This is a genomic window from Corynebacterium sp. 51B, assembly GCF_008930785.1.
Classification (GTDB): Bacteria; Actinomycetota; Actinomycetes; order Mycobacteriales; family Mycobacteriaceae; genus Corynebacterium; species Corynebacterium megadyptis.
The window spans coordinates 169,379-187,322 of record NZ_PQMK01000006.1 but is presented as its reverse complement, the minus strand read 5'-3'; the positions used below and the strand labels follow the sequence as shown (position 1 = coordinate 187,322).

Genomic DNA, 17,944 nt, shown 5'->3' with positions numbered 1-17,944 from the left:
GCTCTCCACTGGGGCCGCGGCGGGCCTGCACAGCATGCAGAGATCCGCTCCTACGCGCGGGGCCACGCGGATGGGGGCACGCTATGCACAGAATGCGGAGCCTAACCGCCTACAATGGACCGTTAAAAGCGGTACTCTCTTTGTTGTTACCGTTTGACGATTTTTCACACGCTACTTTCATGCGAGGAGACTTAAAAACAATGGCGTTCTCCGTAGAGATGCCCGAGTTGGGCGAGTCAGTTACAGAAGGCACCATCACCACGTGGCTGAAGTCCGTGGGCGATACGGTCGAGGTCGACGAACCGCTCCTCGAGGTGTCCACCGACAAGGTTGATACCGAGGTCCCCTCCCCCGTCGCCGGCACCCTCCTCGAGATCCTCGCCGAAGAAGACGACACCGTCGACGTCGGTGACGTCATCGCCCGCATCGGCGACGCCGACGCCGCCAGCTCCTCCGACGACTCCGACTCCGACGACGACTCGGACGAGGCTGAAGCCGAAGAGGCTGCAGCCAAGGAAGAAAAGGAAGAGAAGAAGGAGTCTGAGGACAAGCCGAAGGCAAATAAGAAGTCCTCCTCCAGCGAGGCCACCGACGTGGCCATGCCCGAGCTGGGCGAGTCCGTTACAGAAGGCACCATCACCTCCTGGCTGAAGTCCGTCGGCGACACGGTCGAGGTCGACGAACCACTCCTCGAAGTCTCCACCGACAAGGTCGATACCGAGGTCCCCTCCCCCGTCGCCGGCACCCTCCTCGAGATCCTCGCCGAAGAAGACGACACCGTCGACGTCGGTGACGTCATCGCCCGCATCGGCGACGCCGACGCCGCCAGCTCCTCCGACGACTCCGACTCCGACGACGACTCGGACGAGGCTGAAGCCGAAGAGGCTGCAGCCAAGGAAGAAAAGGAAGAGAAGAAGGAGTCTGAGGACAAGCCGAAGGCAAATAAGAAGTCCTCCTCCAGCGAGGCCACCGACGTGGCCATGCCCGAGCTGGGCGAGTCCGTTACAGAAGGCACCATCACCTCCTGGCTGAAGTCCGTCGGCGACACGGTCGAGGTCGACGAACCACTCCTCGAAGTCTCCACCGACAAGGTCGATACCGAGGTCCCCTCCCCCGTCGCCGGCACCCTCCTCGAGATCCTCGCCGAAGAAGACGACACCGTCGACGTCGGTGACGTCATCGCCCGCATCGGCGACGCCGACGCCGCCAGCTCCTCCGACGACTCCGACTCCGACGACGACTCGGACGAGGCCGAAGCCGAAGAGGCTGCAGCCAAGGAAGAAAAGGAAGAGAAGAAGGCGTCCGAGGACAAGCCGAAGAAGGAGGAGAAGTCCGAGGCTCAGCCTGAGAAGAAGGAAGAGAAGAAGCAGGAGAAGGTCAATACCGGCGATAACCTGCCGTATGTGACCCCGCTCGTGCGGAAGCTGGCTGATAAGCACGGCATTGATCTCTCCACTGTCGAGGGCACCGGTGTGGGCGGCCGCATCCGCAAGCAGGATGTGCTGGCTGCCGCCAAGGGCGAGTCGAAGGGCGAGTCCGAGGACGCGGCCCCGGCCAAGGAGGAGACTCCCCGCGTGTCCACCAAGTCTGTGGACCCGGCCAAGGCCGAGCTGCGTGGCACCACCCAGAAGGTCAACCGTATTCGCGAGATCACCGCGAAGAAGACCCTCGAGGCCCTGCAGATCTCCGCGCAGCTCACCCAGCTGCACGAGGTCGACATGACCACCATTGCTGCCCTGCGCAAGGAGGCCAAGCCGGCCTTCACCAAGGCTCATGGTGTGAACCTCACCTACCTGCCCTTCTTCGCGAAGGCCATCGTGGAGGCCTTGGTGTCTCACCCGAATGTCAACGCCTCCTACAACGCTGACACCAAGGAGATCACCTACCACCCGAGCGTTGGACTGGCTATCGCCGTCGACACGCCGAAGGGTCTGCTCACCCCGGTGATCCACGAGGCAGAGAAGCTGTCCCTGCCGGAGCTGGCGAAGGCGATCGTGGACTTGGCTGATCGTGCCCGCAATAACAAGCTCAAGCCGGCCGATCTGACCGGTGGCACCTTCACCATCACCAATATTGGTTCCGAGGGTGCGCTCTCCGATACCCCGATCGTGGTTCCGCCGCAGGCAGCCATGGTGGGCACCGGCGCTATCACCAAGCGCCCGGTCGTGGTCAGCGAGAACGGCAATGACGCCATCGCTATCCGCCAGATGGCCTACCTGCCCTTCTCCTACGATCACCAGATCATCGACGGCGCTGACGCTGGTCGCTTCATGACCACCGTCCGTGACCGCCTCGAGAACATCGACTTCACCGAGGATCTCGAGCTGAGCTAAACACCCGGCTCTCCCCAACCACCCCGCGCTGTGCTTCAACGCCAGCGCGGGGTGGTTGTCTTTATGCACCACCCCGCAGTTACCCCCACCGCTACCCCCGCATTCCATCACCGCAGGATGTCTGCAATCCGAGAATGGGGGCCACCACTCTCAATCCCAAACAGTGACCCAGCTCCTATAATGAGGGGGACATTTCTTTTCCTTACTGTCCTTCATCCCCAAGGCACATCAACCCCACGGAAAGGCCCACTTTGTCTTTCAGCGATCGCCATATCGGCCCCGACGCTCATGAAACTTCGATCATGCTGGATACGCTTGGCGTCTCCTCATTGGACGAACTCATTGAGAAGGCCGTCCCCGCCTCGATTATCAATACCGAGCGGATGAACCTGCCGAGCGAGCAGTCGGAATTTGAGGCGCAGCGCGTGCTCGCCCACGACGCCGAGCAGAACATCCCCCTCAAGTCCTTCTATGGCCAAGGCTTCTCCTCCACCATCACCCCGTCGGTGATCCGCCGGGGCGTTCTTGAGGATGCCGGCTTCTATACCGCCTATACCCCTTATCAGCCGGAGATCTCCCAGGGCCGCCTCGAGGCCCTGCTGAACTTCCAGACCATGATCTCCGAGCTGTGCAACCTGCCCATCGCGAATGCCTCGCTGCTGGATGAGGCCACCGCCGTGGCCGAGGCCATTAGCTTGATGAGCCGCAAGGTGAAGAAGGGCCGCAGCGTGGTGTTGGACAGCCGCCTGCATCCCCAGGTGCTGAGCATCGCCCGCGAGCGTGCCCGTGTGATGGAGCTCGAGGCGCACGTCCAAGACCTGTCCGTGGGGTTGGTCGCCGAGGATCTTGTGGGCACCGTGATTGCCTACACCGGCACCGAGGGGGATATTCGCGATATTTCTTCGCTTATCGACGCCACCCACGATCGTGGCGGCCTCGCCACCGTGGTAGCGGATCCCATGATGCTGGTCCTGCACACCGCCCCTGGTGATCTCGGCGCGGACGTGTGCGTGGGCACCACCCAGCGATTCGGTGTGCCGTTGTTCTTCGGCGGGCCACATGCCGCGTTCATGGCGGTCACCGACTCCTTGAAGCGCCAGATCCCGGGCCGCATCGTCGGCGTGAGCAAGGATCTCGATGGCTTCCCGGCGTATCGCCTGGCCCTGCAGACCCGCGAGCAGCACATTCGCCGCGATCGCGCCACCAGCAATATCTGTACCGCCCAGGCATTGCTGGCCGTCATGGCCTCGATGTACGCCGTCTATCACGGCGCGGAGGGGCTCAAGGGCATCACCCGCGAAATCCACCGCAAGGCGTGCAGCTTTGCCGATGCCATCGAGTCTGCGGATGCGGAGCTATCGCTGGTGCACTCCACCTTCTTCGATACCGTCTGCATCTCCACGGGCGGCCGTGCCGACGAGTTCGCCACCACCGCTCTCGAGGAGGGCTATCTCATCCGCGCGGTGGACGAGGACCGCGTGTGCGTGAACTTCGGCGAGGCCACTACAGCGGACGATATGGCGGCCTTGTGCCGCATCTTCGGTATCGCCGACGACGCCCTGGAGCAGGAGGCCGAGTCGCGCATCGAGCAGGAGCGCGCCGATGAGCCGCTGCGGCATGAGATCTTCTCCCAGATCCACTCCGAAACCCAGATGATGCGCTATATTCGCCGTCTCGGCGACCGCGATCTGGCCCTCGACCGCACCATGATCCCGCTGGGCTCCTGCACCATGAAGCTCAATCCCACCTCTGCGGTTGAGCCGATCACCTGGCCTCATCTGGCGGATGTGCACCCCTTCGCGCCGGAATCGCATACCAAGGGCTGGCGTCGCATCATCGAGGATCTCGAGAAGTGGCTGGCAGAGATCACCGGCTACGCCAAAGTGTCGGTGCAGCCCAATGCTGGCTCCCAGGGCGAGCTGGCCGGTTTGCTGGCTATCCGCCGCTACCACGTCTCCCGTGGCGATGAGCAGCGCGATGTCTGCATTGTGCCCGCCTCCGCCCACGGCACCAATGCCGCCTCTGCTGCGCTGGCGAACCTGCGCGTGGTCGTGGTGGCTACCGCTGATGATGGCACGGTCGATATCGAGGATCTCAAGGCCAAGCTGGAGGTCCATGCCGGCCATGTCGCCGCCATCATGATCACCTACCCCTCCACCCATGGCGTGTATGAGGAGAATGTGGGCGAGGTGTGCGAGCTGGTGCATGAGGCCGGCGGCCAGGTCTACATCGATGGCGCCAACATGAATGCCCTCGCCGGTATTGCCCGCCCCGGCGCGTTCGGCGGCGACGTCTCCCACCTGAATCTGCACAAGACCTTCACCATTCCGCATGGTGGTGGCGGCCCAGGCGTGGGCCCGATCGGCGTGGCCGAGCACCTGGTGCCCTTCCTGCCCACCGATGCCCGCACCGCTGATCCGCATGAGGATGCCCCCGTGGGCGAGGGCGTGCCGATCTCTGCCACCTACTATGGCTCGGCGGGCGTGACCCCCATTTCGTGGATGTATCTGCGGTTGATGAGCAGCGAAGGCCTCTTCGCCGCCTCCGCCCATGCCGTGCTTGCCGCCAACTACATCGTGAAGAAGCTCGAGGGCGCCTATCCGGTGCTCTATACCGGCAAGAATGGTTTGGTCGCGCACGAGTGCATCGTGGATCTGCAGGAGCTAACCAAGCAGTCCGGCGTCACCGCCCTCGACGTGTGCAAGCGTTTGGTGGACTTCGGCTTCCACGCCCCCACCCTCGCTTTCCCTGTGGCCGGCACCCTCATGGTGGAGCCCACCGAGTCCGAGGACCTCGCGGAGCTCGATCGCTTCGTGGAGGCGATGCTCGTGATCCGCGAAGAGATCCAGGAGATCATCGATGGCACGGTCGCCGTGGAGGACTCCGTGATCCGCAAGGCTCCCTTCACCGCGGCCAGCGTCGTCAGCGATGAGTGGAATGAGAAGTTCAGCCGCGAAAAGGCCGCCTTCCCCGTGCCGGGGCTGCGCCGCGATAAGTACTTCCCCGCCGTCCGGCGTATTGATGACGCCTATGGCGATCGCAACCTGGTCTGCTCCTGCCCGCCGCCGGAGGCCTTCGACATCGACTCCGACCACGCTTAACCCGAAAGGCTCACCATGACTGATCTTTTGCACTCCCCGTTGCACGATCTCAACGAGAAGCTCGGCGCCAGCTTCACTGACTTCGGGGGCTGGAATATGCCGCTGAAGTACGGCCGCGAGCTCGAAGAACACCGCGCTGTGCGCGAGTGCGTCGGTGTGTTCGACCTGTCCCATATGGGCGAGCTCTCGGTGCGCGGTAGCGATGCCGCCGCATTCTTGGATTATGTGCTCGTCTCGCAGCTGTCCACCTTGCCGGTGGGCAAGGCGAAGTATTCGATGATCGTCAACGCCGAGGGCGGCATCATCGATGATCTCATTAGCTATCGCCTCGCCGAGGACGAGTTCTTGGTGGTGCCCAACGCCGGCAACCAGCCCGCCGTGTGGGCCGCCTTCGAGGACCGCGCTCGCGAGCGCTTCGCCGATGCCGATCTGGTGCTCGAGAACCAGAGCCTGGACACCGCCCTCATCGCCGTCCAGGGCCCGCGCAGCGCCGAGCTGCTCAGCGAACTGGTTCCCGCCGATTCGACCGACACCCTCAACGGGCTCAGCTACTACTCCGCCGCCCCGCTCGCGGTGGCCGGGGTGGATACCCTCGTGGCCCGTACCGGCTACACCGGCGAGGATGGTTTCGAGGTGTATGTGGACAAGGAGCACGCCCCCGCTGTGTTCTCCGCGGTGGTCGACAAGCTCGAGGCCTATGAGGGTGTCGCCTGTGGCCTTGCCGCTCGGGATTCCCTCCGTCTCGAGGCCGCTATGCCGCTCTATGGCCATGAGTTGAGCGAGGATCTCACCCCCGTCGATGCCGGCTTACGCGTGCTCGTGGGCAAGAACAAGACGGGCGAGTTCTACGGCGATCAGCTCCGTGAGCTGCCCACCCCGCAGCGCAAGCTCGTGGGGCTGCGGGGCGAGGGGCGTCGCGCCGCCCGCGCCGGCTCCGTGCTGTATCTCGGTGAGGAGCGGGTCGGCGAGATCACCTCCGGCCAGCTCTCCCCCACCCTCGGCCACCCCATCGCTTTGGCCTATGTAGACGCCGATCACGCCGCAGAGGGCACCACCCTCGAGGCGGATGTGCGTGGCAAGCGCCAGCCAATGACCATTGTTGCCCGCCCCTTCTACAAGCGCGGCTAAACTATTTCCCATTACCTTCTCCAGCTCGACAGAAAGGACTCACCCATGTCCCAGCTGCCCTCCACTTTCTCCTACTCCGAGGATCACGAGTGGGTCGATTGCGCCGCGGATGACGCCGCCGGCAACACCGTCAAAGTTGGTCTGACGTCCATCGCCGCGGATCGTCTCGGCGAGATCGTCTTCGTGGATCTGCCCGCTGTGGGCGATTCCGTGGAGGCCGGCGAGATCTGCGGTGAAGTCGAATCCACCAAGTCCGTCTCGGATATCTACGCCCCGGTCACCGGTACCGTCACCTCCGTCAACGAGGAGCTCGAGGACAACCCGGGCCTGATCAATGACGAGCCCTTCGCGGGCGGTTATCTCTTCGAGGTCGAGGTGCAGGAGGTCGGCGAGCTCATGGACGCCGCCGAGTACGAGGCACAGAACGCCTAACTCGTCTATCAGCCGCTTCACGCTTATTGTGTGGAGCGGCCTTTTCCTGCTTATCGACGCCCACCTCTGCCCCACAACCAGCTGCCGCCCACGGCAGCAAGGCGAGTGAGGTGCACGCCACAGGGCGCGTGTACCCTTGAGTCATTATGACTGCACCGCGCGAGCCTTTTACCCCCGCAAGCCAAGCAATCAGGCATCTCGATACCCCTATTGAGCTGCACCGGCTAGGCACCCGCGACTATGTGGAGATGTGGCACGAGCAGGCGGATCTGGCGGCGGCGCGCGCCCGCGACGAGATCGCTGACCGGGTACTCATGCTCGAGCACCCCTCTACCTATACGGCGGGGAAGCGCACGCAGGAATCAGATCGCCCAACCAATGGTGTGCCCTGCATTGATGTGGATCGCGGCGGGCGAATCACCTGGCATGGCCCCGGCCAGCTGGTGGGCTATCCCATCATCAAATTGCGGGATCCGGTGGATGTGGTGGACTATGTTCGCCGCGTCGAGGAGGCGCTCATTCAGTTGGTGCGCTCGCTGGGGCTGAGCAGGGCTGGGCGGATTGATGGCCGCTCGGGGGTGTGGGTGCCCGCCGATGAGCGCGGCCCAGATCGCAAGATCGCGGCGTTGGGTATTCGCATTACGCGGGGAATAACTATGCATGGTTTTGCGCTGAACTGTGATAACACCTTGGACTATTACGATCACATCGTTCCTTGTGGCATTAGTGACGCTGGGGTCACTACCCTGTCACGGGAGCTGGACACCGATGTACGGGTGGAGGATGTGATCGAGCCGTGTTACCACTGGCTGGTTGAGGCTTTTGCAGGCCGGCTGGAGGTGGCAGATCACAGCTTTGGCTCCGCCGAGGACCCCTGCTCCCCGGCTGCCATCCGGAAACTATCGCTATAAAACACACGCCTCGCCCACGGTGGGGCCCGTAATTTGAGGACAAAGTGAGCGAAAAGAAGCTACTACGCATCGAGGCGCGGAACGCCGAGACTCCGATCGAGAATAAGCCGCGCTGGATCCGCACCCAGGTCAAAACTGGCCCGGAGTATAAGGACATGAAAAACCGCGTGTCCGGCGCCTCTCTGCACACGGTGTGCCAAGAGGCCGGCTGTCCCAATATTCACGAGTGCTGGGAGGACCGCGAGGCCACCTTCTTGGTCGGCGGCGATCAGTGCACTCGGCGCTGCGATTTCTGCCAGATTGCCACGGGCCGGCCCACCGAGGTCGATCGCGATGAGCCTCGACGTGTTGCTGAGTCCGTGCAGGAGATGCAGCTGAATTACTCCACGATTACCGGCGTCGCCCGCGATGATCTTCCCGATGGGGCATCGTGGATTTATGCCGAGACCTGCCGCCAGATCCATAAACTCAACCCCAACACGGGTGTGGAGCTATTGGTCGATGATTTCCGCGGCAATCCAGACGCGCTGCAGCAGGTCTTCGAGTCCGAGCCGGAGGTCTTCGCACACAATGTGGAAACGGTGCCGCGCATCTTTAAGAAGATCCGTCCCGCCTTCCGCTATGAACGTTCTTTGGATGTCATCCGCCAGGCTCGTGATTATGGTCTCGTGACCAAGTCCAACTTCATCCTTGGCATGGGCGAGACGGTGGAGGAAGTGCGCGAGGCCATGCAGGATTTGCATGATGCCGGCTGTGAGATCCTCACCATTACGCAGTATCTTCGCCCCGGCCCGCTCTTCCACCCCATCGATCGCTGGGTGAAGCCCGAGGAGTTCGTGGCGCATTCCAAGGCCGCGAAGGAGATCGGATTTAAGGCCGTGATGTCCGGGCCACTGGTACGCTCTTCCTACCGCGCTGGACGCCTATATGCGCGGGCGATGGCCGAGCGCGGCGAGGCCCTGCCGGAGAACCTCGCGCACCTGGGCGAGGATACCGGCACCACCGCCCAAGAGGCCTCCAGCCTCATTCAGCGCTATGGCGCGTCCAAGGACACTCCGGTAACCTCTGCCCGCCGCTAGGGCGGCTCTAAAAGACACACGTGAGGAAAGGGTGACACAGGAGGAGGCAATGCGGGCGTGAGCACGCTGATCGCCTATCCTAAAACACATGGCTGATACGAATAAGAAACAACGGAAACTAGCGGCAAAGCAGGCCGCCAAGGAAGAAAAGGCGCTGAAGAAACAGCAGCGCAAGCAGAGCCGGGCGCAGGTCTGGCAGGCCTTTAAGATGCAGGCGAAGAACGACAAAAAGCTCGTTCCGCTCATGCTTCTCGCCATCATCGGCCTCGGCCTGGTCTTCTTCCTCATCGGTTCGCTCTTTGGTGGCCAGTGGTTCCTGCTGCCGCTGGGTTTGGTGCTGGGCTTCGCGCTGGCGATGTACATCTTCACCAAACGCGTGGAGAACACTGTGTACGATCGCGCCGAGGGCCAGGCCGGCGCCGCCGGCTGGGCGCTCGAGAATCTGCGGAGCGGCCCCGGCGTGGAGTGGCATACCCGCACTGCGGTGGCCACCAACCACCACATGGACGCCGTGCACCGCGTCATCGGCCCCGCCGGTGTGGTGCTCGTTGGCGAGGGTGACATCAAGCGGGTCCGCCCGCTCATGGCGAATTACAAGCGCCGCCTCGTGCGTATCGCCGGGCAGACCCCGATCTATGAGATCTTCGCCGGCGAGGGCGAGGACCAGGTGCGGGTGCGCAACCTGCAAAAGGAAATGATGAAGCTGCCCCGCAACTATAAGAAGAAGGAGCTGGGCGCCCTTTCTGCTCGTTTCGAAGCCATGGACCGCGACCCGCTCCAGGCCGCTGGCATGCCGAAGGGGCCTGTGCCCAAGGGCGCATCCATGGCCGGTATGAACCGCCGCGCCCGCCGCGCCGCCCAGCGTCGCTCCAAGTAGGCCGCGCCTAAAAATCAGCCACGAGCACTGCCTCTTACCTCCGCTGCCCCTCGGGCGCGGAGGTTTTTCTCTGTCCTCCCCCCAGCCCTGCATAGCACCGGTGGACGTTCTATGTTTTAGAGCGCCGACGTGCAATGATGGATGGGTGAGTATCTTTGCTGAGAACCACCTGCTCGCGCTCACTGTCATCATGGCGGTGGGGCTGATTATCGGCAGGATCAACATCGGGGGATTTCGCCTCGGGGTGGCCGCTGTACTCTTTGTCGGACTGGGCTTCGCCACCGTTGAACCGGGCGTCAAGCTTCCCGAGGTGGTGTACCTGCTGGGATTGGCATTATTCGTCTATACCATCGGGCTCGAGGCAGGGCCGACATTCTTCGCCTCTTTACGTACCCGGGGGCTCAAGCACAACGCGTTCATCCTCGCGGTGCTGTCTCTGGTCACGGCCATATCGTGGGGATTGATCACCCTCACCGGCTTGGGGGTGTCTACCGGTGCCGGCATGTTTACCGGCGCGATCACCAACACTCCGGCGCTGGCCGCCGTGGTGGATTCACTGGCCGAAATCTCACAACCGGAGCACCTCGATCTGCCCGTGGTGGCCTACTCCCTCGCCTATCCGCTGGGTGTGCTCGGCGTGATCATGGTGATCGCCATCTTGGCGAAAGTGCTCAAGATCGATCATGAGCAGGAAGCCATTGATGCCGGCGTGGCGCCCCACGAGCTGGTCTCACAGCGCGTCCTAGTGATCGCGAATGATGTTCCGGCGGTGGACAATATTCCGCTGCTGTGGCAGCTGCGCGTCATCATCTCCCGCGTCCAGCACGGGCATCGAGAAGGGCTGGCGGAGTATGGCGATCGGGTACGCCCCGGCGATATCCTCACACTCGTCGGCGAGCCGACCGAGGTCGAGCGTGCCGTCGAACGCCTCGGAAAACCTCTCGAAGGCGGCCCTTCTCATGATGAAGATCTGGACTTTCGCCGTATCTTCGTCTCCTCGAAGGACGTCGTGGGGGTGCCGCTGTCGAAGCTGGAACCGAAGCTCCAGGGCATGCTGGTGACCCGTGTTCGCCGCGGCGACGCCGACATGGTGGCCACTCCCGATATGATGCTGCAGCTCGGCGACCGCGTCCGCGTGGTGGCCGACCCGCAGACGCTGCGCCGGGCGAACCGTATTTTCGGTGACTCCTATGCGCGGGTATCCAATGCCGACATGCTGCCGCTGCTGGCGGGCTTGGCCTTGGGACTGCTCGTTGGCCTTATCCCCTTCCCGCTGCCTGGCGGTTCTGAGCTCAAACTGGGCAGCGCGGGTGGCCCGCTCCTCGTCGCGCTGATCTTGGGCGCGATTGGCCGCACCGGGCCGGTGGTCTGGCAGATTTCCTATAGCGCAAATAACGTTCTCCGTACCACCGGTATCACGCTCTTTCTCGCGGGAATTGGTACCACGGCGGGGGCAGGCTTTAAAACTGCGCTCAGCGACCCTGCCTCATTGACCATTATCGGCGTGGGTTTCATCATCACCGTTCTGGTCTCTACGATCACGATTCTCGCCGGTTACTTCTGGATGAAGATTCCTTTCGGTCAGGTCGCCGGTATTCTCGCCGGCGTGCAAACCCACCCTGCCGTGCTCAGCTACGTCTCTGACCAAACCAAGAATGAACTGCCCGCGATCGGCTACACCACGGTCTATCCCGTTTCCATGGTGGCGAAGATCGTCCTGGCTCAAGTCTTGGTATTCATGCTGCTCTAGCGAGCGCCGCGACGCACCTCATAGTTCAGGCCCCTGGTACATAACCAGGGGCCTGTGGTGTTCTTTTAGCCGAAGATTACTGCGGTTTTGGTGACACGGTCGTGGATGCCGCGGCCGTCCTCATCCACCATTGCGGCGGGGAAGATCAGCAGGGTGAGAGCAGTACGAGCGGCGGCCCTCCACAGCCCCACCGTGGTCTCCTCATCAATGCGGGCCACACCAATTCCCAGCAAAGCCTGGCCGGGAGTACGGGCGAGCAGCGCCACGCTGATCGTGCCCAAGATGAAGTAGCACAGATAGGTCAGCGTGGCCGTACCGGTGAAGAAATCAGAGAACTGATCAATGATGATGGCGGTACCCCAACACAGGGTCCAGTCCACCAGGACACCAACGGACCGCCGCATCACCGATGCCAAAGCGCCGGGTCCCGTCTCTGGGAACCCGAGCTTTTCACCAGCCCACTTGGCGGGTCGATCGGCGTTCTCGGCCGAACTAGGAATTGCGGGACCGTCAAGCCAGCTACGCCTCTTTTCTGCCATGATCCCAATGTAATCGGGGACACGAGAGAAATGAAACTATTCGCATTATCCTTTTCTCATCAACCCCACGGCCGCGGGGCCTCAGCCGCGCTATGGCGGCTGGGCGGCCCACCCACCCCCTTTTCGTTCGAGCTATAGATATTCGGGTACTATGGGGTTCCAGCGGCACGCGCCATATCGCAATATAGCCCGCGCCGTTCTCCTCATACCTGACGGTGTTCCTAAGCTGGAGGGCTGCGTCGATAAGCGCGTATAACTCACACGCCATAGCGGCCCCACGGCAGTGATGTAGCACCTAGACTGGGAGGAGATCTCAACCCAATAAAATAGCCCCAAGGAGCTAACACCCGTGGAGTTTGAAACCTCGAGCGACGTAGTCAAATTTATTCAGGACGAAAACATTGAGTTTGTAGACGTGCGCTTTACCGATGTTCCCGGCACGGAACATCACCTCACTATCCCAGCGTCCATGCTCGATGAGGACGCAATGGAGGAGGGACTGGCGTTCGATGGCTCGTCGATTCGCGGATTCACCACGATCGACCAGTCCGATATGAACCTTCTGCCGGATCTGTCGACCGCCTATATCGATCCCTTCCGCGCTGCGAAGACCCTCAACGTTCGCTTCTTCGTGCACGATCCCTTCACCCGCGAGCCCTTCACCCGCGACCCGCGCAATGTGGCCCGCAAGGCGGAGGAGTATCTAGCCTCGACCGGCATCGCCGATACCTGCTTCGTCGGCGCCGAGGCCGAGTTCTATCTCTTCGACAAGGTGCGCTACGCCTCCGATGTGCAGCGCAGCTTCTACGAGGTGGACTCCGGCGAGGGCTGGTGGAACCGCGACGCCGCGACGCAGATCGACGGCAGCCCCAACCTGGGCTATAAGAACCGCCACCAGGGCGGCTACTTCCCCACTGCCCCCTATGACCAGACCATGGATCTGCGTGACGCCATGGCCAAGAACCTGCTGCGCATCGGCTTCGATGTGGAGCGCTTCCACCACGAGGTGGGAAATGGTCAGCAGGAGATCAACTACCGCTTCGACACCCTGCTCCAGAGCGCCGATCTGCTGCAGAGCTTCAAGTACGTGGTGAAGAACACCGCCATCAAGTGGGGAAAAACCGCCACCTTCATGCCGAAGCCGCTGGCGAACTCCGCCGGTAGCGGCATGCACGCGCACCTGTCGCTGTGGAAGGACGGCGAGCCGCTCTTCCACGATGAGTCCGGCTACGCTGGCCTCTCCGATACCGCCCGCTACTTCATCGGCGGCATCCTGGAGCACGCTGGCGCTGTGCTGGCGTTCTCGAACCCGACGCTCAACTCCTACCACCGCCTGGTGAAGGGCTTCGAGGCCCCGATCAACCTCGTGTACTCGCAGCGCAACCGCTCCGCCGCCGTGCGCATCCCGATCACCGGCTCGAACCCGAAGGCCAAGCGCATCGAGTTCCGTGCCCCAGATCCTTCGGCGAACCCCTACTTCGCGTTCTCCGCGATGATGCTCGCCGGCTTGGACGGTGTGAAGAACCGCATCGAGCCGCATGCGCCCGTGGATAAGGACCTCTACGAGCTGCCGCCGGAGGAGGCCGCGTCCATCCCGACCGCGCCGACCTCCCTGGAGGAGTCCTTGGCCGCGCTTGAGAAGGACGCCGACTTCCTCACCGAAGGCGACGTGTTCACCGAGGATCTCATCGACACCTACGTCAAGTACAAGTGGGACACCGAGATCACCCCGTCTCGCATGGGCCCGACCCCACTGGAGTACGAGCTCTACTACGACTGCTAAACGCTGCGCGTAGCTCCACCGTCCGCATCATCCGTTTCGGGCGGTGTTTTTTATGCTTATCGACGCCCACCCGCGCCACCATCACCGTCCAGACAGACGCCGACCGCCTTCCCGCAGAGAGCGAAAGAAGGCGGTCGGCTACGGCGCTTCCGGCTTAGTCGTCGTGGTCGTGATCGTCGTGCTCGTGATCATCATGATCGTCGCCGTCGTGGTCATAGCCATCGTGGTCATGCTCGGCGTGATCGTGATCGAAGAGCAGTTCCTCGATGCTGGACTGATCGGCGGTGGCGGGATCGACGAAGGTCGGCAGCTGCTGGGAGTCCAGCAGCGCGTCCTTGTCCTCGCCAAAGCGGGCATGGAAGAAGGTGGTGTCATTCTCCTCTTCCTTCTCGCCAAGCAGCAGGAAGGGGTACGGGGCGGAGTCATCCGTGGCCTTGAATACGAACCACGTGAAGTCGTCATCATCGCCGACCTTACGATCCACGGTCTCGAGGAACTCATAGGCGCTCGGGGCGTCGGCGGGGTTGTCGAGGTCCTTATAACTGCCCACGAAGGTCATCTGATCGCCATCGATCACAAGCCCCTCTTTGCCGTCGCCATAGGTCTCGAGGATCATATTCTTCAGATCATCCCAGTTCTCGGAATACTCGAGAGCGGCCTTGGCGAAGTCGGCGGCCATCTCGGGATCGTTGATATAGCTGCCGAGGCTACGGTAGGAGCCATCCCAATCCTGCAGGGCGGCGGCAGCCTCATCGGCCTTATCGGAGGCCTCAGTGGCCGCCTCGGAGGCGGCGCTGGTGGCATCGGACACGCTATCGGAGACCTCGTCGCTGGAGCAGCCGGCCAGGGTCACTGCACTGGCGGCGCCGAGAGCGATGAGTGTCTTCGGTAGTTTCTTCATAAATAGATATCCTTCGATACTGCGACAAGGGTGAGCAGCACCCAAGGCTACCTGAGATATATCGACGTCGGTCTCTATAGAGATAACGATCCGTTTACGATTGCCCGCAAGTGACCGCGCGCGTCAGGCGCCGGACGATACACAAACACGGGCCCTCGTCGTGCCTGCGGTGGGAATGAGGTTCTCTTCCCTGCAGGTCGACCAAGGCCCGTGGTGGTGTCTGTGCCCAGCGGCGGCCGTTTAGGCGGAGCGGCTGAGCACTGCGGAAGTATCGCTGAGTGCCGACTGCTTACGATCCGGCTTCACGATGGCGCGGTAGCCCACGAAGATCAGGAGGCCCACCACAGCGGTGACGACGATCGCACCACCGGGGCGCAGATCGAAGGTGTAGCTGAGGGTCATGCCGAGCATGGTGTAGATGATGCCCAGCACAATCGAAAGCAGATAGGCCTGCTTGTAGCTGCGGGCCACAATGAGTGCGGTGGCCACTGGCAGCACCATGAGAGAGACCACGAGCAACGCACCGATCACCTTGGCAGCCAATGCCACAGTGACTGCGGCGAGCGCGGTGAACACGGTGTTCACCAACTGCACCTTGGTGCCGGAGATACGAGCCAGCAAAGGATCGACCACCATATCTTGCAGGCTGCCGTAGAACACCACGCTGGCGGCGACGACGAGCACAAAGACGATAGAGGTGGCCCACACATCGAATTGGGTGACGGCGGTAATCGAGCCGAAGAGATAGGACTCGAAGCTACGGCCACTCGGCGCCAAGTCGGCGAGGATCACGGCCACACCAAGACCGGCACTGAGGGTCACGGCCGTGGCCATGTCGCCGTACTGCGGGAACTTCTTACGCATCAGCTCGATGCCGAAGGCACCGATAACGGCGACCACAATAGCGCCGACGACGGGGCTGAAGCCCGCGATCAGGCCGAGGGCCACGCCGGCAAGCGAGGTGTGGGAGAGCGCATCGCCCATCATCGCGGTGCGACGTGCCACCATCACGATGCCGATCAAGGGAATGGATATCGAGAGCAGCAGGCCCACCAGCAGGGTGCGGCGGACGAACTCGAATTCGAAGAAAAGCTCAAGCATCGATCAACTGTCCTTCCTCGATGCGCCGGATGCGATCAATGGTGACATGGCGGCGGATTTCGTCGAGATCGTGCGTAACCATGAGCACGGTGAGGCCATGCTCCTTACGCAGCTGCTCAATGAGAGTGAGGAACTCGACACGAGAGCCGGCGTCGACGCCAGAGATCGGCTCATCCAGGATGAGTAGATCGGGCTGGGTAATGAGCGCGCGAGAGATGAGCACCCGCTGCTGCAAACCACCGGACAGCTCTGAGAAAGGTACATCGACGATCTTCTCCAGCCCCATAGAGCGGAGAGTCTCCTCGGCCTTGGCCCGTTGCTTCTTCCGAGCGAAGGTGAACATTCCCATTTCCCGAGTCAGGCCTTGGGCCACCAACTCGCGGGAGGTGATGGGAAAGGAGATCTTCTCGGTGGTGGTGGCCTGCGGCACATACCCGACGCGGTGGAGCTGATCCCCCTTCGCCGAGGGCGCGCCGAACAACGTCGAGGTGCCCTGGGTAGGCTTATAGGCGCCGATGAAGATCTTCAGGGCGGTGGACTTGCCGCAGCCGTTCTCGCCGGTGAGACACACAGCCTCGCCATTATTGAGGGTGAAGTTCACCCCTTTGAGGACGGGAAAACGGCCGAAAGAAAAGTGCAGGTCCTTGGTTTCGATAACTGCGGTGCTCACTGCTTTTCCCCCAATGATTCGTAGAGGTTTTCTAGGTTCATGCGCATATAACCCGTGTAGCCTTCGTCGCCTCCGCCGTACTCCATGGAATTCAGCGGCAGCGCCCGACCATCGACTTCTTCGGCCACCACATTCGCGGTCTTGGGGTCTGTGCCGTCTTCGTAATACACAACGTCGATGCCTTGCGCACGGGCGAAGCGAATGGAATCGGTGAGCACTCGGAGGCTCGGAGCCGAGTTCGTCGTCAGCCCCTGCAGCGGATGCTGGGTGAGTTGATAATCACGTGCGAGGTACGCGAAAGCATTGTGGGCGGTCACGAAGTCGCGCCGCGGGGCGTCGAGCAGCTTCTCCTTGAACTGTGCCTCCATGGTGGTGAGTTCACGCACTAGGTTGGACTTGTTCTTCTCGATCTCTTTTTCATGATCGGGGATCAGCTTGCCTAGTTCCACGTTGATGGCATTCGCATAACGCTTGGCGTTGACCACCGATAGCCACGAGTGCGGGTCGAAGCTCACGGTGTCCGTTTCGGAGGAACCACCGTCGACTACATCGATGAGCTCAAGTTCACGCCCGTCATCGTCTACGAAGCTGTACTCCAGCAGGGACTCTGACACACGATCGGATACAAACACCCACTCCCCCGAGTCGGGAAAGTTGAAGGTGACCTCGCCGGATTGATGCCCCATCTGAATGTCGTAGACCTGGCCGGGGATGACGTCGGTGGCAGCCCGCTGCTCCAGCGACGCCCCCTTATCGTTCATCACCTCGCGGCCTTTGTCGATGTAGTCCTGCTTGCTCAGGCCTTCCTCGAAGGGGAAGAAGGCACCGCGCAGCGAGCGCTCGTGGGTGTGACCAAAGACCATGGTGTAGTTCCTCGAACTATCGATGGTGCCGCGGCCCATGTACTGGAACTCGCCGAGAGCAGCTGCACCTTTGTAGTTAATGAGGTCTACGTAATCGGACAATCTCAACACTGGCAGGTTAGGCAGAATGTCGCGAATCTGCGGTAACCACGGCTCCATATTGGCACCGTTAACCACCAGCATGTCGGCCTCAGAGAGGGCTTTGATATTTTTCGGTGTGGGCTCCCAGAGATGCGGGTCTTGGCCTTGGGGCAAAAAGCTACGCACCTCGGCGTGATCGCCGGCGATCTCGGAAACGAGGCTGTATATGGGATAAAACGACGCGTAGATCAGCGGAGTATCGCCTGAAAGGCCTGAAGACGACTCGTCGCCCCCGCCGTTCGTTGCACTAGGCGAAGCCGCGCAACCAGCGAGAGCGACAAGCAAACTGAGGAGCAGAAGGATTCTTTTCATCACTTCAATGCGTGCCTAAACGG

The 17,944-nt window shown here is 61.9% G+C and carries 14 protein-coding genes; 9 read left to right on the top strand and 5 right to left on the bottom strand.

Translation table 11 applies throughout. The annotated features are described in order from the left end of the window. Positions 1 to 200 precede the first annotated feature (200 nt). From sucB to GBB14_RS08520, 8 genes are all read left to right on the top strand, one after another. Positions 201 to 2,333: a 2-oxoglutarate dehydrogenase, E2 component, dihydrolipoamide succinyltransferase gene (sucB, locus tag GBB14_RS08555; RefSeq protein ID WP_151529234.1), complete on the top strand. Its 2,133-nt coding sequence runs from the start codon at positions 201 to 203 to the stop codon at positions 2,331 to 2,333. Between the two features lie 251 nt (positions 2,334 to 2,584). Next, entirely contained in the window at positions 2,585 to 5,434 is a 2,850-nt protein-coding gene (gene gcvP, locus GBB14_RS08550) for an aminomethyl-transferring glycine dehydrogenase (protein WP_225978864.1), read from the top strand. Positions 5,435 to 5,449: 15 nt separating this feature from the next. After that, the gene (gene gcvT / locus GBB14_RS08545; protein ID WP_151529232.1) at positions 5,450 to 6,562 is read left to right on the top strand and encodes a glycine cleavage system aminomethyltransferase GcvT; all 1,113 of its coding nucleotides are present in this window, start codon (positions 5,450 to 5,452) and stop codon (positions 6,560 to 6,562) included. 45 nt (positions 6,563 to 6,607) lie between these two features. Continuing rightward, complete coding sequence (gcvH, locus tag GBB14_RS08540) at positions 6,608 to 6,994, top strand: glycine cleavage system protein GcvH (protein ID WP_151529231.1); 387 nt, start codon at positions 6,608 to 6,610, stop codon at positions 6,992 to 6,994. 146 nt (positions 6,995 to 7,140) lie between these two features. Next, on the top strand, positions 7,141 to 7,905 hold the full coding sequence (gene lipB / locus GBB14_RS08535) for a lipoyl(octanoyl) transferase LipB (RefSeq protein WP_151529230.1): 765 nt from the start codon (positions 7,141 to 7,143) through the stop codon (positions 7,903 to 7,905). A gap of 44 nt (positions 7,906 to 7,949) precedes the next feature. Beyond that, entirely contained in the window at positions 7,950 to 8,984 is a 1,035-nt protein-coding gene (lipA, locus tag GBB14_RS08530; RefSeq protein WP_151529229.1) for a lipoyl synthase, read from the top strand. Between the two features lie 88 nt (positions 8,985 to 9,072). After that, a complete protein-coding gene (locus tag GBB14_RS08525; RefSeq protein WP_151529228.1) occupies positions 9,073 to 9,861 on the top strand; it encodes a DUF4191 domain-containing protein in 789 nt (262 codons plus the stop codon). Positions 9,862 to 10,006: 145 nt separating this feature from the next. Next, positions 10,007 to 11,611 (top strand): aspartate:alanine exchanger family transporter, encoded by a 1,605-nt coding sequence (locus tag GBB14_RS08520; RefSeq protein ID WP_151529227.1) that lies wholly within the window; start codon positions 10,007 to 10,009, stop codon positions 11,609 to 11,611. Positions 11,612 to 11,676: 65 nt separating this feature from the next. Here GBB14_RS08520 and GBB14_RS08515 read toward each other — a convergent pair whose 3' ends face one another. Further along, the gene (locus GBB14_RS08515) at positions 11,677 to 12,150 is read right to left on the bottom strand and encodes an RDD family protein (RefSeq protein WP_151529226.1); all 474 of its coding nucleotides are present in this window, start codon (positions 12,148 to 12,150) and stop codon (positions 11,677 to 11,679) included. A gap of 349 nt (positions 12,151 to 12,499) precedes the next feature. On the opposite strand from GBB14_RS08515, the gene glnA reads away from it, so the two are divergent. Next, entirely contained in the window at positions 12,500 to 13,933 is a 1,434-nt protein-coding gene (gene glnA / locus GBB14_RS08510; protein ID WP_151529225.1) for a type I glutamate--ammonia ligase, read from the top strand. Positions 13,934 to 14,087: 154 nt separating this feature from the next. Here glnA and GBB14_RS08505 read toward each other — a convergent pair whose 3' ends face one another. From GBB14_RS08505 to GBB14_RS08490, 4 genes are all read right to left on the bottom strand, one after another. Next, positions 14,088 to 14,834 (bottom strand): ZinT/AdcA family metal-binding protein, encoded by a 747-nt coding sequence (locus GBB14_RS08505; protein ID WP_151529224.1) that lies wholly within the window; start codon positions 14,832 to 14,834, stop codon positions 14,088 to 14,090. Between the two features lie 240 nt (positions 14,835 to 15,074). Continuing rightward, the gene (locus tag GBB14_RS08500) at positions 15,075 to 15,935 is read right to left on the bottom strand and encodes a metal ABC transporter permease (RefSeq protein WP_151529223.1); all 861 of its coding nucleotides are present in this window, start codon (positions 15,933 to 15,935) and stop codon (positions 15,075 to 15,077) included. Then, positions 15,928 to 16,605, bottom strand: coding sequence for a metal ABC transporter ATP-binding protein (locus GBB14_RS08495; RefSeq protein ID WP_192796123.1), 678 nt, complete (start codon positions 16,603 to 16,605; stop codon positions 15,928 to 15,930). Before GBB14_RS08495 ends, GBB14_RS08500 begins: the two co-directional genes overlap by 8 nt. Then, positions 16,602 to 17,921 carry a metal ABC transporter solute-binding protein, Zn/Mn family gene (locus GBB14_RS08490; RefSeq protein WP_151529221.1) on the bottom strand — a complete coding sequence of 440 codons (1,320 nt, stop codon included), beginning with the start codon at positions 17,919 to 17,921 and terminating at the stop codon, positions 16,602 to 16,604. The genes GBB14_RS08495 and GBB14_RS08490 overlap by 4 nt, the downstream gene beginning before the upstream one ends. Positions 17,922 to 17,944 lie beyond the last annotated feature (23 nt).